This is a genomic window from Jeotgalibacillus terrae (assembly GCF_016908195.1).
Classification (GTDB): Bacteria; Bacillota; Bacilli; order Bacillales; family Jeotgalibacillaceae; genus Jeotgalibacillus; species Jeotgalibacillus terrae.
Map to the genome: position 1 here is coordinate 56,214 of NZ_JAFBDK010000008.1, position 15,422 is coordinate 71,635.

At 43.5% G+C, this 15,422-nt stretch carries 13 protein-coding genes; 6 read left to right on the top strand and 7 right to left on the bottom strand.

The annotated features are described in order from the left end of the window. Positions 1–248: 248 nt before the first annotated feature. From JOD21_RS09660 to JOD21_RS09680, 5 genes are all read right to left on the bottom strand, one after another. Positions 249–1,217, bottom strand: a complete 969-nt coding sequence (locus JOD21_RS09660; RefSeq protein WP_204729421.1) for a phosphotransferase — start codon at positions 1,215–1,217, stop codon at positions 249–251. A 95-nt stretch (positions 1,218–1,312) separates the two neighbouring features. Beyond that, positions 1,313–1,909: a hypothetical protein gene (locus JOD21_RS09665; RefSeq protein WP_204729422.1), complete on the bottom strand. Its 597-nt coding sequence runs from the start codon at positions 1,907–1,909 to the stop codon at positions 1,313–1,315. Further along, positions 1,906–2,112, bottom strand: a complete 207-nt coding sequence (locus tag JOD21_RS09670) for a helix-turn-helix transcriptional regulator (RefSeq protein WP_204729423.1) — start codon at positions 2,110–2,112, stop codon at positions 1,906–1,908. Before JOD21_RS09670 ends, JOD21_RS09665 begins: the two co-directional genes overlap by 4 nt. 289 nt (positions 2,113–2,401) lie before the next feature. Next, complete coding sequence (locus JOD21_RS09675) at positions 2,402–3,013, bottom strand: flavin reductase family protein (protein WP_204729424.1); 612 nt, start codon at positions 3,011–3,013, stop codon at positions 2,402–2,404. Then, positions 3,014–4,495: a glycoside hydrolase family 32 protein gene (locus JOD21_RS09680; RefSeq protein ID WP_204729425.1), complete on the bottom strand. Its 1,482-nt coding sequence runs from the start codon at positions 4,493–4,495 to the stop codon at positions 3,014–3,016. It lies immediately after the preceding gene. Between the two features lie 278 nt (positions 4,496–4,773). On the opposite strand from JOD21_RS09680, the gene JOD21_RS09685 reads away from it, so the two are divergent. From JOD21_RS09685 to JOD21_RS09710, 6 genes are all read left to right on the top strand, one after another. Next, positions 4,774–5,790 (top strand): nuclease-related domain-containing protein, encoded by a 1,017-nt coding sequence (locus JOD21_RS09685; RefSeq protein WP_204729426.1) that lies wholly within the window; start codon positions 4,774–4,776, stop codon positions 5,788–5,790. A 287-nt stretch (positions 5,791–6,077) separates the two neighbouring features. Then, positions 6,078–6,461, top strand: coding sequence for a GntR family transcriptional regulator (locus JOD21_RS09690; protein WP_204729427.1), 384 nt, complete (start codon positions 6,078–6,080; stop codon positions 6,459–6,461). Then, positions 6,458–7,363 (top strand): ABC transporter ATP-binding protein, encoded by a 906-nt coding sequence (locus JOD21_RS09695; RefSeq protein ID WP_204729428.1) that lies wholly within the window; start codon positions 6,458–6,460, stop codon positions 7,361–7,363. Before JOD21_RS09690 ends, JOD21_RS09695 begins: the two co-directional genes overlap by 4 nt. Continuing rightward, positions 7,335–9,320 (top strand): DUF6449 domain-containing protein, encoded by a 1,986-nt coding sequence (locus tag JOD21_RS09700; protein ID WP_204729429.1) that lies wholly within the window; start codon positions 7,335–7,337, stop codon positions 9,318–9,320. The genes JOD21_RS09695 and JOD21_RS09700 overlap by 29 nt, the downstream gene beginning before the upstream one ends. A gap of 71 nt (positions 9,321–9,391) precedes the next feature. Beyond that, the gene (locus tag JOD21_RS09705) at positions 9,392–10,084 is read left to right on the top strand and encodes an ABC transporter ATP-binding protein (RefSeq protein WP_204729430.1); all 693 of its coding nucleotides are present in this window, start codon (positions 9,392–9,394) and stop codon (positions 10,082–10,084) included. Beyond that, complete coding sequence (locus JOD21_RS09710) at positions 10,081–11,415, top strand: ABC transporter permease (protein WP_204729431.1); 1,335 nt, start codon at positions 10,081–10,083, stop codon at positions 11,413–11,415. The genes JOD21_RS09705 and JOD21_RS09710 overlap by 4 nt, the downstream gene beginning before the upstream one ends. Positions 11,416–11,691: 276 nt before the next feature. Here JOD21_RS09710 and JOD21_RS09715 read toward each other — a convergent pair whose 3' ends face one another. Both JOD21_RS09715 and JOD21_RS09720 read right to left on the bottom strand, forming a co-directional pair. Further along, entirely contained in the window at positions 11,692–13,998 is a 2,307-nt protein-coding gene (locus JOD21_RS09715; RefSeq protein ID WP_204729432.1) for a bifunctional diguanylate cyclase/phosphodiesterase, read from the bottom strand. A 126-nt stretch (positions 13,999–14,124) separates the two neighbouring features. Next, positions 14,125–15,225 carry an S-layer homology domain-containing protein gene (locus JOD21_RS09720; protein ID WP_204729433.1) on the bottom strand — a complete coding sequence of 367 codons (1,101 nt, stop codon included), beginning with the start codon at positions 15,223–15,225 and terminating at the stop codon, positions 14,125–14,127. Positions 15,226–15,422: the final 197 nt, after the last annotated feature.

Genomic DNA, 15,422 nt, shown 5'->3' on the forward strand with positions numbered 1-15,422 from the left:
TCCTGATTTTCAACTTGAAATCTTCCGTGAACGTTGATTTATAAGCAAATGATTCTCATTCTCATTTAAATTCTTTTTCATTCTATCACACTTTTCGAAAGAATTGCATTAGAAATTTGATTAAAATGTGCTAATTCACAGAAAACACTGAAACATCTTATGCTTCGTGAATTGTTTTTATCACCGGTAAAAATGCACGTTAGAGAGTATTTTAAAACAGTAAAAACTGCCGGTAAGCCCGGCAGTTTTTACTGTTCCTCAAAATATTTAACATCCGATGCCAGCTGACCGAAGAAGTGATTCATATTCTGCCCATTAATCCATGCGCGGCCCCAGACGTCTTCATTCGCCGCAAGAATGCCCATGAACCAGATCCTGCGGGCTGCAACAAAATAAGGCAGAGCCTTTTTATCATGTTCTTCGATTTTCCGCACGCTTTCATAACCATTCAAAAATGAACGCCAGCACGTTTTTTCCTGCTGTGGATAATTATTTTTCAGGTTCCACCAGAAGACAGCGATATCGTAAGCGCGGTAACCAATACCGCAGCAATCATAGTCGAACGCTTCAAGGCTGCCATCATGCAAATGGAAATTGAAGTTGTGGAAGTCTCCGTGACAGAACCCATAGGAAAGCTCTTTATTCTCTGCCACTTCCTTTACCTTACTCACAGCTTCGTGCAGCAGCGTCTCCTGTTCTTCAGTCAGTGCATGACCAAGACGCTTCATAATAATCGCAGCCGGAGCTTTCAACAGATGATTCACATTCAGTTCGTACCCTCTGCTGGTTGATGGCTTGAATTTGTCAGTCGCATTATGCAGATTCGCAAGCGCCCGTCCGATTCTGCCGCTGTTTTCTTCGGTTATCTCCGGGCGTTCTCCTTTTGAATATGTGAACATCACGCCAAAACGTGTTCCTTCAGGTGCTTCAATTTTAGTCAGATGCTGCCCGTCCTTACGTGTGACCGGAGTTGATGAATGAATCCCTTCGTGCTGGGCGAATTCAATTGCTTCAAGCTCAAATAAAATCGCATCTTCTTCCCGCCAGCCTTTACGGTAGACACGGAAAATATAATTGTCCTCCACTGTTTTCAACACATACGTATCGTTCAGGCCTCGTGCTAAAAACAGGCACTCTGTTACTTCTGGCAGATCATAATCATGAGCCAGATCTTGTATTGTTTGTTCCCCGATCAGTGAATGTTTGATGTGGATCATATTGACTCAATCCTTTCATTCGTAATACCTGACTACTTCTCCAGAAAAGAAAAAAATCCTCTTTTTCAAAGTGAAACGACTAATATCTTGAATGCCTATTTTCTATATTCTTTTATCCATACAGTGCCATACACAATCGTTGGAACAATAATAGCACTTGCAATCAGATATACCGGATATTCTGGCAAGAAATTGTAGATGAGAGGATAAAACATGACCAGCACAAGCAACAGCGGCACAAGAATTCCGATTGATTTGTAAGATGCTTTTGTCGCATCACGGGTAATCTGTACTTCTCTTTCATCTGTCTCCTGAAATTCAGTCATCTTTGTCGCAAATACATTAAACGATACTGAACGGTCACGCGTGATAAAGCTGTAGATCATCCACGGGATTGTAAAAATGAATAACAGCAGCCACGGAAGAGAATTCACTGTTACGCTGATCACGTCTGTCTCTGTCTGACCGGTTTCGTTATCAGTCACCTCCCGCACATCTTCAATCATAATGCCCTCAGACCCAATATTGATTTCATTTGACCAGCTGACCGTATTGCCAAGCACATCATCCAGCTCACGTGCTTCAAAACCTTCCGTCAGCTCCTGCATGGAATGCACCGTACTTCCAACTGTGACCGCTAACAGCACATAAAAAATCACACTGCATATCGTTTCGATTAATACTTTTCTCACTGATCTTCCTCCTTCGTAAAAATGGATTCTACTGCTTCATCAAATACTTCTGCGATATTTAATGCCAGCAGCAGAGACGGCGTATAGCTGCCTTTTTCAAGCGATACGATTGTCTGCCTGGTGACACCAATTTTTTTAGCGAGGTCCCCCTGCGTAAGACCATCGCGTGCCCGGAGTTCCTTCACCCGATTTTTTATGGCCATTTGATCTCCTCCAATATTTGTTAGTTTGATTGTAAAGTATACTTGTCTTTTTGTAAAGTTGGTTTTACTTTTGTGGTTGTATGAAATTGTGTGGTTTGGGGGTTCAGGAGATTATAGCCGTGGTTCAGGAGATTACATGCGGTGTTCCGGAAATAACATGGAGGATTCAGGAGATTTCCCAGCACGTTCCGAAGTTTATCTAAGTGGTTCAGGAAATTGTGTAAATAGACCCATTTTAAACACAACAAAAAAACCGGAAAGCACCCCGCTCCCCGGTCTCACGCAAATATTATTCTGGTCTTTCCAATGAAAACATCTCACCAAGCTTCGCATAATAACTCCCGGCCAGTCTGCTCACTGCGCCAAGCCCTTCAGGATCAATCCGTCCCTTCTCATAGATCGCTTCATCAATATGAAACCGCACAATTCTGCCGATTAATAGATCCGTCGACGGAACTCCATCTTGACCGCCAAGCGGAATATGCTGCTCCAGCACGCATTCCATCCTGAACCTGGACTCTTCAAGCCCCGGCACGCTTATCACATCACTTTTCACAGGCGTCAGTTCCGCCAGATCAACTTCACTCTCATCAGCCGGCAGACTGGCTGACGTCATATTTACCTTATCCACATTGCTTTCATCCACAATGTGCACAACGAATTCACCCTTTAACACTGCGTTCCGCGCCGTATCCTTCTGCTCCCCTGCTTTTCGCTGAACAGACACTGAGATCAGTGGCGGGTCGGCGGATACAATATTAAAATAACTAAACGGGGCCGCATTCAGCACACCCAATTCTGATTCGGTCGTTACAAATGCAATTGGCCGCGGGATGATCCCGCCTGTTAACAGCTTGTAGTTGTCGCGTTCGGTTTGGTTATTTGGATTAATAGATTGCATCTACATTCCTCCTTTTTGCGAAAAAACTGAATGAAGCTCCCACTTCTCTAGCCGCTCAATCACAGCCTCTCCCTCTGCTTCAAACTCAATGCCATCTGACGTTTCTTCAGGATATATACGAGCCGTCATCACAGCCTCTCCGTCATTGATAAAAATCTCTGCAGAGGACTGATCCAGAAACAGGCGGAACTTTAATATGTCACTTTCCGTATTCACTTTTACTGTTCTCGTACCACTGACGCCAGCGCCGGATTTTGTGCGATCAAGCGTAACTGCAGCATCCTTCTTGTCCCACCTAAGAACCGTTTTTTCTTCACTCCCGCTTCTGAAGTTTACGCGAAAAGCATCCGCATTCTTTATATTTACTTCAACTCTCAGCTCAAGACATGTTCCATTGACTGAATCAAACGTTTGTTTAGCTGTAACGGGCTGATTTTCATAGGAAACGGCTTCCCGTCTAAGCTCAGCAAGCTCGGGCAGCGGCTGAACAAGCAACCTGTCCCCGTCCGGCACAAGCACTCTCGGAATCGTCATCGCCCCGCAAAAGCCATGTGCCTGCGTCGGCATCTCGCTTTCCCACATATCCATCCAGCCAATCATCACGCGTCTGCCCTCTGGATCCTCAAGCGTTTGAGGCGCGTAAAAATCAAAACCGGCATCAAGCATGTGGAAATCCCCGTGTGTAAATGTGCCTGTCCCATACTCCAACTCACCAAGCACATACACCGCCTGATGCAGATTATGAAACTTCTCTCCCTCAGGCTTCACGCCCTGCGGTGACATCACAAGTACATCATGCTCTCCTAAATGAAAGAGATCCGGACACTCCCACATGAAACCGCCGTTCCCTTCCTTTTTCGCAGCCACCGCCATAAACGCCCAGTTCAGCAAATCATCCGAACGGTACAGCAGCACCTGTCCCTGATGATCCTTCGTCCGCGATCCAAGCACACAATAATATGTACCATTATGCTCCCACACCTTTGGATCTCTGAAATGGTAAGGGTGAATATCCCCCTCAGGTGCTTCATTAATTACCGGTTCAACACGTTTTGTAAAATGAATCCCGTCACTGCTTTCAGCAATCATCTGCACCTGCTTCAAGTCAGTGTCATGATCCGGACCAGTCCACACATTCCCTGTATACATAGCGACCAGCTTCCCGTTCACCTCAATCGCACTGCCTGAAAAACATCCATCCGCATCATCTTCTGTACTTGGCGCAAGCGCTACAGGCAGATGCTCCCAGTGGACAAGATCACGACTCACCACATGCCCCCAATGCATCGGCCCCCATTCCGGTGAAAATGGATGATGCTGATAAAACAAGTGATACTCCCCATTAAAATACGAAAAACCATTCGGGTCATTCATCCAATACGCCCGCGGCGCCACATGAAACCGCGGATACCACTTGTGCGCCTGCACCCGTGGCTCCATCTCCTGAATCGACGCCTCCGCAACCTGAATCTCCTTCTCCATCTCGTCACCTGCTTTCGGATTGTTGGTTTTATTTTATCACTTAGTTGAATGCACTTGGGAAATTGGGGGTTGTGGGAAAATTTTGTTCAGGAGATTACATGGGGTGTTCAGGAGATTATGAGTGAGGTTCATGAAATTGTCTTTAGTGTTCATAAAATAAACTAAGTGGTTCATGAGATTTCATACTATGTTCCGGAGATTGTATCCATATACCTATACTCCAGAATCCGCTATAAAACAAAAAAATATCATCCTTCATCGCAATTAGAAGGTATAATATGTATATCTTAAATAGAATTGGAGGTACATTTATATTGATTTTCCACTCCAGAAAGCCTTCCATCCGTGCCAACGCATATGAACTACTCGCAAGACATCTCCCTGATCACCATCTATCCAAAAACGACATATTAAAAGATGCTTCAATAATCAGGGCCGGTGAATATGGCGAACAAAGAATCGATCAATTTCTAAAACAATTTTCATCCCCCGAATTTCTTATCGGACTAAACCTGACTCTTCCTTACGAAGGTGAAACTATCCAGCTGGACCATCTTGTCATCACGCCTTCTTTTGCACTTACAATTGAAACTAAACACCTTAAAGGTCATATAAAATTAGATTATGAAAATGGACATATGTATCGCAACGAGAATGATCACTCACTGTCTACCTGGATTCACCCATTAGTTCAGGCGGAACGGCATCAGGCAGGTCTACTGAATCTCTTCAAAAAAATCAATGTTAATCTTCCCGTTTATTCCCTCATTCCCTTCACACATTCAAGCGCTCATTTAGAAGCGGTTGGAACTACTAATATCCTCCCTAAAAACTTATTCAGAGCTGAACAATTTACAATGAAACTAAGACAATTGATAGAGACTAACTGTAATAGATTATATGAGAGTATAGAGTTAAATGACATTGCAGCTTCTATTATCAGCTATGGGGTGAATGAAAAGATTTATGATGTAAGAAAAAAATATAACCTCCTGCCTGACTCTTTACAAGCAGGCGTTTGGTGTCATACATGCGCACAGCTTTCAGCCGAATGGAGATCACAGCGATTCAGATGTAATATATGTGGCGAACCTTGTGATGAAACCTATTTGGATACCCTCTATGTTTATCTGACTTTTATCTACCCAACGATTTCAAATCGACAGGCCCGCAGTTTATTAAAAGGATGCAATGCTGACACTGTAAGATATCTTTTACACAAAGCAGATTTGATACCTGTAAATAAGACCAGTAAAAGAGTATATAAATTGAGAATTTCCCACCGCGATGAGTAAGTCTCGCGGTTTTTTGATTATTTTCTGATGGGTATATGTACCCTATTTCATGAACTGCCTTAATAATCTTCTGAACCATTACGAAAATCTTCGGAACGCCATGGGTAATTTCATGAACCTCACCCATAATTTCCGGAACACCCCATATAATCTCCTGAACACAACCCCACAGTTTCCCAACTGCATCAACTGCAAAAAAAATTACAAAAAATAGTATTGACCAACCGTACCAACCGTATTACAATAAGTAGTACAGGTAATACACTAATATTTGGAGGAGGGTGCGGATGTTTACGTTGGATACGCGCAGCCGGGTGCCGATTTATGAGCAGCTGATGGATCAGTTGAAGACGCTGATGATTAAGGATGTGCTGCAGCAGGATGAGCAGTTACCTTCTGTCAGGAATCTGGCGCAGGAATTGACGATTAATCCGAATACGATACAGAAGGCCTACCGTGAGCTCGAGCGCGAGGGATTTATTTATTCCGTTCCTGGAAAAGGCAGCTTTGTGGCGCCATTGCAGAATGATGGAAATGGGGAGAGATTGGAGATGCTGAGACAGGATTTAGAAAAAATTGTGAGCGAATTTTTGTTTCTTGGCGGGTCGAAAGATGATCTGATCAGTCTGATTCAAAAAATTGAAGTTGGTGAAAAGGAGGGTGAAAAATGATACAGGCATCCGCAGTTAATAAACGGTTTGAAGATCTGCAGGCTGTTGAAAATCTCACACTCCATGTGAAAAAAGGTTCGATCTATGGACTGCTCGGTTCGAATGGTGCCGGTAAAACAACCTTGCTTAAGATCCTTGCAGGTATCTACAGATATGACAGCGGTGAAGTAAAAATCGCTGACAAACCTGTGTTTGAGACGCCTGATACAAAACAGCACGTGCTCTTCATCCCTGATCAGCCGCACTTTTTGCACCAGACTTCTCTGAATGATATGGCCGGTTTTTATAAAGAAGTGTATGCACGCTGGAATGAAAAAAGGTTTCAGCAGCTGACGAAGCATTTTAGAATGAATCCGGATAAGAAGCTGACACGGATGTCAAAAGGAATGCAGCGACAGGCTTCATTTATTCTGACACTCTCTGCGATGCCGGATGTGCTGATTCTCGATGAGCCGTTTGACGGACTGGATCCGGTTGTGCGCCAGCAGATGAAGAATGCGATCCTGCAGGATGTGGCTGACCGTGGTCTGACGCTGATTGTATCTTCGCACAATCTGCGCGAGATGGAAGACTTTTGTGATTACGTCGGGATCATGCACAATGGCGGTCTGTTATTTGAACGGGATCTGGATGAATTGAAGACTGATATTCATAAGCTTCAGATCGCATTTAAGCAACTGCCTGAAAAAGATGCATTCCTGAGCGGACTTGATGTGCTGCATTATGAAAAGCGGGGCAGCGTGCTGCTGATTATTGTAAAAGGACGTGAGGAAGAGATTCTTCCTTATGTACAGAGTTTTAATCCGGCGATCTTTGATTTACTGCCATTAACACTTGAAGAAATCTTTATTTATGAGCTGGGAGGTGTTGGCTATGAAATCCGGAATCTTATTGTGGAATAAGGGGCTTTTCAGACAGCAGCTGAGATCAATTACGTGGATTGGTGTATTTTTAGCCATCGCGCTGGCAGTTATGCTGCCGCTCAGTATGTTTATCCGTGAGATGACACTTCGGAATGATCAGTATTATGGAGGATTTGCCGATTACGAAGGCATACTCAATCCACTGATGGAATTTTCAATTCCGTTCCAGCTGATTGCATTTTGTTCATTCCCGGTGCTGGTTGGCATTATCCTGCTTAACTTTATGACGAATAAATCGGCAACGGATTTCTTTCACAGCCTGCCTTTCAAAAGAGGAACGATCTTAACAAATGTGTATGTAACGGGTGCTGTGACATTATTCGTTCCGCTTGTTATTACAGGTATACTCGTTGCCATTCTGTACCCCTTCCTGACTGATCAGTTTTATACGATCACTAATATTTTCAGCTGGATTGGATTATCTTATCTGATTATGCTGTTTATGTTCATTTTGACAGTGACGGTTGGGGTGTTTGTCGGGAATGCATTGCTGCATGGTGCACTGACTTACACAGTCATCATTGTTCCTGCACTGATCATTCTGCTGATTCTGACAAACCTTCAGTATTATGTCACAGGGCTCGCATTAAGTGCTTATACAGATACGCTGCTGACAAACGGTATTTTCTTTGGACGTCTGATCGAATTAACCCAGACTCCATTCAGTCTGACTGAGTATCTCGTCTATACGCTGATCGCTGCAGTGCTGGTTGCGCTGTCGTATCTGGCGTATGCGAAGCGGCCTTCTGAGGCAACAGACCAGACGATTGTATTCACTTTCGTCCGATATGTCTTTTTGTACAGTCTTACACTGTTTGTGATGCTGATCTTCGGCTTTTATTTCACTGAGATTCAACAGGGTAACATGGTATGGACGATCGTTGGCTATGTGCTAGGTGCTTTTATCGCCTATACGATTTTGCAGATGATCCTGCAAAAAACGCTGCGCCTGTCGTGGCCATGGAAAGGATTTATTGTATACGGAGTGGTTGTGACTTTACTGCTTGTGCCGATCAATCTTGTGGCAGGTTTTTATGAAGATAAAGTGCCTGCTGCAGGTGAAGTCTCATCAGTTGAGATTCACAGCCCTAACTCGCGCAACAGTATCTGGTGGGATTTAGAAGAAACTGCTAACCCTGCTTTAACAGATCCTGAGGCGATTGAAATGGTGACAGCCATTCACCGTGACATGATTGATCATGAATATAATAGGAGTGATGAATGGAGCACGGTTCTGATTAACTATACGCTTGAGGATGGCAGTACACTATCACGGGAATATGATGTAAATCATGAGTTCCTTAAAGATGTGACAGCTGACCTCAGAAGCACGCAGGACTTTAAAGAAACGTATGATCCTGTTTATATTGCTTCAAGAAGCGATAATCTGAACTACATGATGTTTTATTCGAATCATAACAGTGAGCCTGTGAGAATTGCTGATCCGGATGAAATGGAGAGTCTGATTAATGCAATGAAGGCTGATCTTGAAACAATGCCTTCAGAAGAGCTTGCAGTAAATTGGCAGCAACAGACTGCAGGTGAGGTTCAATTCTCTATGCAGTTGCCTTATGACTTATATGCAGGGATTACAACTGAACACACGAACACGATTGAGTGGTTCAAAGAGAACGGATATGAAGATGCGCTGTTCCTGCCTGAAAATATTAAATCTGTAACCGTTGCAAAGTCTAATGGTGACGAGTTCAATATGATGACTGATGCGATCGTTTATGAACAACGGATGACACCTGAAGATCTGGATGTGCCGACGATTGAGATTACTGATTCTGAACAGATTCAGGAGCTGTTCGAAATTAATTCCGGACAGCGGTACGGAGACTATTTCGTATTTTTCCGTATGAGTAACGGCTACAGTTTCGTCAGCTTTGATGAGGCTGATGCACCAGACTTCATCACCAGCCAGTTCGACTAATTGAATGCAAGGGATCTGATTTTGGGGTCCCTTCTTTCTTTTTGCCAAAAATGAGGAAAAGGAGTGTTAATATGATCGAAATTAACCAGTTAAGCCATCAGTTCGTGCTTGGTAAAAAGGGCCAGCAGTCACGTCTTGATGTGTTGAAGAATATCTCGCTGCATGTAGCTGAAGGGGAAATTGTATCAATTGTCGGCCGAAGCGGATCAGGGAAATCTACATTACTAAACCTGATCAGCGGCTTTATCCGCCCGACTGAAGGGGAAATTATCATTCTTGATGAAAAGGTCAGCGAATTTACAGAAGAGGAATTTGCTGAATTCCGACTGAAGAATATGGGCTTTATCTTTCAAAGCTTTCAGTTGATCCCGAGTATGACAGCGTATGAAAATATTGAACTGCCGCTGATTTTAAAAGGAATGTCTGAACAGGCCAGAAAACAGATGACACTTGATATGTTGAAAACAGTTGGTCTTGAAAACTTTAAGGATCATTATCCAAGCGAACTTTCAGGCGGACAGCAGCAGCGCGTCAGTATTGCGAGAGCCCTGGTACTTGAACCGCCGCTGATTTTAGCGGATGAGCCGACCGGGAGTCTTGACAGCGAGACGGAAGCGGATCTGCTTGCGTTTATAAAAAAATTGAATAAAGAGCGCGGGATCACATTCGTGATTATCACACATGATGATGAAGTTGCTAAAATCGGTGACCGTACGATTGAGATCGCTGATGGAGAACTTGTACGAAGCGGGGTGTTCGTATGAAGCTGAAAGACCAGTTCCGTTTTATCCGTCAGAATATGAAGAAGAATCGAATGCGTGTGTTCATGACGATTCTGGCATCTGCGATGAGTGTAGCGTTCCTGATCGTTCTTGCGTCAGTCGCATTCGGCCTTCATGATACAGTCATTAAAGATACGATTGAATCTCCGGAAGTGACGCAGATTGAAGTTGCCGGAAAAGATACCGGGAATGGCAATGCTGAGAGCCTGACCAATCAGAATATAACAGAGATCGAAGCGCTTGATGGTGTCAATGCAGTCACCCGAGCCAAGCAGATCAGACAGGAAACGCGCTATGTCACAGATGGTTATGAAATTAACACTCAGACTGTTCAGAGTCACTTCCCATCGATGGAAAACGCCGGAATTGAGTTAGGGGAAGGTTCTTTTCCAGAGACAAAAGATGAAGTAGCAGTCGGCTACCATTTTGCGTTAAACCTTTTAAAAGACGATGTGGCGGATGAAGATATAGAGTATGGGGAAGACGGGCATCTGATTCCGGAACAGCGTTTCTCAGGTGAGATCATCGGCCAGACTTTTGATCTTGAGTTTAAAAGAATGGAAGATGGTGAGGAGATCGCTGAGACGGTCCCTGTAACGGTTACCGGCGTGCTTGAAAAACCGGGCCGCGAATGGGCCTGGGATCAGAAAGTCTATATCACGGATGAAAAGCTTGCCGAACTCGAAGCAATCACAGGCACCTCTAAAGCAATGCTGACTGACCCTTCAGAAGCTGGAGAGGATATAGGGTACGACACTGCAACTGTCTATGCAGATGATCTTGAAGCTGTCAAAAGTGTGATGACCTCACTTGAAGAAGAAGGATATTATGTGTATTCCATTGTTAGTGAGATGGGTCAGATTAATACACTGTTCAATATTGCAAAAGCCGGGCTGATCTTCATTGGAACCATTGCAATACTGATCGCATCAATTGGGATCTTTAACACGATGACGATGGCTGTAACTGAACGTGCCCCCGATATCGGCATTATGAAAGCAATAGGGGCAAGTCCGAAAGTCATTAAACGGATTTTCCTGCTTGAGAGTACGTATATCGGACTGGTTGGAGCAGTTATAGGAATTGCTGTTTCTTACGTGATCAGTATTGGTGTGAATCTGGCACTGCCGATGATTCTTGAAACAGCTTTTGATGAAGAGCTTCCGGCAGGTTTGCAGTTCTCCTCTATTCCGTTCACACTTGTCCTGATCGCTGTCGTTATCTGTCTTGCTGTAACGATGCTTTCAGGCTTGAGACCTGCAAAGCGTGCCACTGAGATTGATGTGCTGAAAGCAATGCGCAGAGAAATTTAAAGGGACAGAGACGGCACTTTTCGAGACCACTGAAAAAGTCTCTAAAAGGGACCGGTTCATTTACGCTCCAGGCGTAGGCTTCCACTACAATGAACCTAAGTTTTAAATAAAACAGTTTACAACGAAAAGGAAGATGACGTTTAAGAAAAGGTGCGTCATCTTCCTTTTTATAATGAGCATAACTAATCGAAAGCGGATGAATGCATACTTTCGATAAAGTAAACTTTAAACTTGAGTCTATACTCTGCGCTCCGGATTAACTCGTCCTCTGTTTTTCTATCCCCTATAATCAGATGCTGCCTGACGCCAGGTGGCTTCCTGTTCAAGTAAAAGTGCGATCTGCTCAGGCTTCATTGGCCTTCCGAAATAAAACCCCTGAATATCTGAAGAGCTGTTACTCCTGATAAATGCAGCCTGTTCGGCCGTCTCCACACCTTCTGTAATGATATGCATACCAATTCCTTCTAGGACCTGATAGAGTCCTTTCAGCAGCTTTGAATCAAACTCTTCTGCTGGCACATGTTTGATAAATGAGCGGTCAATCTTCACGACATTCACAGGCATATTCCGCAGGTTGAAAAGTGTTGAAGTCCCCACGCCAAAATCATCAAGCGCCACTCGGACGTTTTTCTTTCGCAGTTCTGCTGCAAATTCAACAATTTCCCCATCGAAAAAGAGAATATCGCTTTCTGTAATTTCAATTTGCAACTGCTCAGGTGAAAATTGATATTTTTCCAGCAGATCATCAAGCTTTCTCAGAAAACGTTCTTTATTTTTCATCTGCATTTTAGACACATTTACAGCCACACCAATGTGTTTGTGGCCACTTTTATGCCACTTTACTGTCTGTTCAATACTCTGCTCAAGTACCCATTCCCCTATGTCACTGATAAAGCTGCCGTTCTCTGCGATTGGAATAAAAATATTCGGAGGAATCCTTCCTTTTACAGGGTGGTCCCATCTGATTAACGCTTCGACACCTATCATCCGGTTTTTCGATCCTGTATAAACCGGCTGGTAATCCAGATACAGTTCATTATTTTTAAGTGCGAATTTCAGATCATTTTCAAGCATTAGTATGTTCTTATAATCCAGGTCACCCGCAAGGTCGTGGTAATGAACCAGCTGGTTTTTTCCTTTTCGTTTTGCTTCATACATCGCGATATCAGCTGCCTGAAGCACTTCATCAAATGTAGTGCCGTCCTCCGGATAATTTGCTACCCCTACACTTGAGGTCACAAAGGTCTTAATATCATTCAAAATATAATTCTGCTTTAATACCCTGATCATTTCATTGGCGCGTTCCTCAAGGTAATCCGGATCTGAGGTCTGCATCAGCATCAAAAATTCATCTCCGCCCATTCTCGCAATGACTTCGCTTTCTGAGCTTTTAAAATGACTTAATCTATCTGCGACTTTTTTCAACAGGGCATCACCCATTTTATGTCCAAGGGAATCATTAATCCTTTTAAATCCATCCAGGTCAAAAAACAGAAAAGCAATCGTTGTATCATCTGAATCTTTCAAGCGCTGAAACTCATCAATAATCCCATACCGGTTCAGCATACCTGTTAACTGGTCATGTTGCGCCATATCCGAGATCTCCCGGTGTGACTGCTCAGCTGAATCCAGCATTCCGTTTATAGATTTCCCGAGCGCATGAATTTCATCCCCATTATGATTCTTCCATTGCACTCTCGCACTGATATCACGCTTGCTGCGAATCTGATTTAACTGTTTTGACAGTGAAGTCACTCTTGAAATCATCAGCCGGTCAAGCATGATAAAGAGGACAATAGCGATTACCGTCATTAACACAACTAAGGACATAACAAACTTAGTAATCACATCTCTTTTAGATAGATAATAACTGCGCGGCTTATCGATCGTCAGGAGCATATTCACATTTCTTTCAGAACCTCTGACAGCCATTTGTCCCTCAAGACGATCCTCACTAACAGTTCTGATAACTCTGTTTTGTTCGATTGACCCGTTTATAATTGCGGCATCAAGTTCCAGTGATAAGTCGTATCCGAGACGCTTTACATAATTACTGCTGATGTCCCTTGCGATAATTAACTTTCCGGCAGACCGGCCGACACCTGAAGTCGGAAGCACTCTTTGTACAGAGACAATAAAAAACGAGTCATTCATACCGATCAGATAATTATTAAGCGAGGGAGTGAGACTATAGAACTGCTCTGTAAGCAATTCAGCTTCTTTCTTCAGTCCATAACTGCGGTCAAGCAGAACCTCACCATCAGAATTAATCGCCATCATCCGCCAGATCCTATTATTCATAAAAGTATTTTCATCGATATTTGCGGCTGTAAAATCAGGGTTTTCCCCGAGCACAAAATCATACATTTCATCCCATTGTGCCCAGTCCTGATTCAGGCTCGTCAGCAGCTCCTGCTCAAGGCGGATCGCATTACTGATCCGGTCCATATCCCTTAACATACTCTCTTCATCCATTGCCAGTGCATCAGCGAGCAGCATCGGCCTGATAAAAGTGGTCAGCAGAATTAAAAAAAGAAACATGCTCCCGCCAATGACCCATAATGTTTGCTTTTGCAGCTTCATACTCCCCACCCCTAATCATCAGGTCTTTTGAAATAGTTCTTTGTATTTATTTTACGGGATGTGGATATTTAGTCAATAACAATTAAATGGAAAAAATCCGATCTCACTTCTGAGACCGGATCCTCATCAGATTGTCCAGCGGTCATTAATAATGGCGATCAACACCCAATCCCCGCTGCTATTCTTTTCAAATACAAGATTCAGACTTTGCCAATCCATATAATCGAATTCTGCTGTTCCTTCATAGGAATACTCCACTACTCTTCCTGCAGGATATTTCTGTCTAATCAATTCTCCTGTAGACATATGCTTTGAGCGGTCGTAACGCGTCTTAGATTCATACACTGCATCCATCAGCCACTCATCGTAATAGGCTGCCGGTGTCAGTTCAAGCGGAAAACCGGAGCCATCCTGATCTCCCCAGTAATAAACATCAGAATCACTCATGAAACCATCAAGCTCCAACGCACTGAACTGTACGCCGCCATGATCAATACAGTTGCCGGCATAAGGGCAGAACGTCAGCGGTTCTTCACCCATATACGCTGCAAGATCTCCAAATTCTTCGTTTTGTAAATGGGCAAGTATATCATTTGCAGTTTCTAAAAGGGATTGATACTGCGGGACTAACGTTGGTTCAATCGCGCGTGCAAGAAATGCTGCGAACTGGCCTCTTGTAATTTTTTCATAAGGTCTGAACGTGCCATCAGGATAACCGGTGGTCACGCCGTGTTCCTTCAGCTTAGCTACTGCCTTTGCCATCTCACCCTCACCTGTCACATCGCTGAATCCTGCAGGTTCAGCCTCAGCCCACTTGAATGCTCTGGCAAAAATTAAAGCCGCCTGCCCTCTTGTCAGATCCTGATGCGGTCTGAACGTTCCATCACTGTAACCACTGATATACCCATTCTCAAAAGCTGACATCACATAACCGGAATAATACGCGTGTTCCGGCACATCACTGAACGGAGTCGGCCGCTGCTCTTTATAAAGAAAGATTCCTTCACCAATCATTTTCATTGCCTGTGATCTTGTTACCCTGTTATAAGGCCTGAACGTTCCATCATCATACCCATCAATGATTACCTGTTCATGAAGATAAATGATTTCCCATACAAACGGGTGGTCCATTGGTACATCATCGAATGACACAACACCTTTTGCCTGATTCGGAAAAAGTAAAAACAAAAGAATAGAAGCCGCTGCTAAGATCCCGAACTTTTTCATGGGAAAACGCCTCCTTTTGCTTTTTATTATATCATTTTTAAATATATATAATTTGAATGTTCTGAAATTTTATTTCCGCATCAAAAAAGACCCGTTCGTAAGTGAACAGGTCTTTTTTCTATGCTTATTAAAGTAAAATGATGTATTTGCACAGCTGATGATTGGAGTGTAAGGCGGTGACTCCTGCGGCAGGAAGG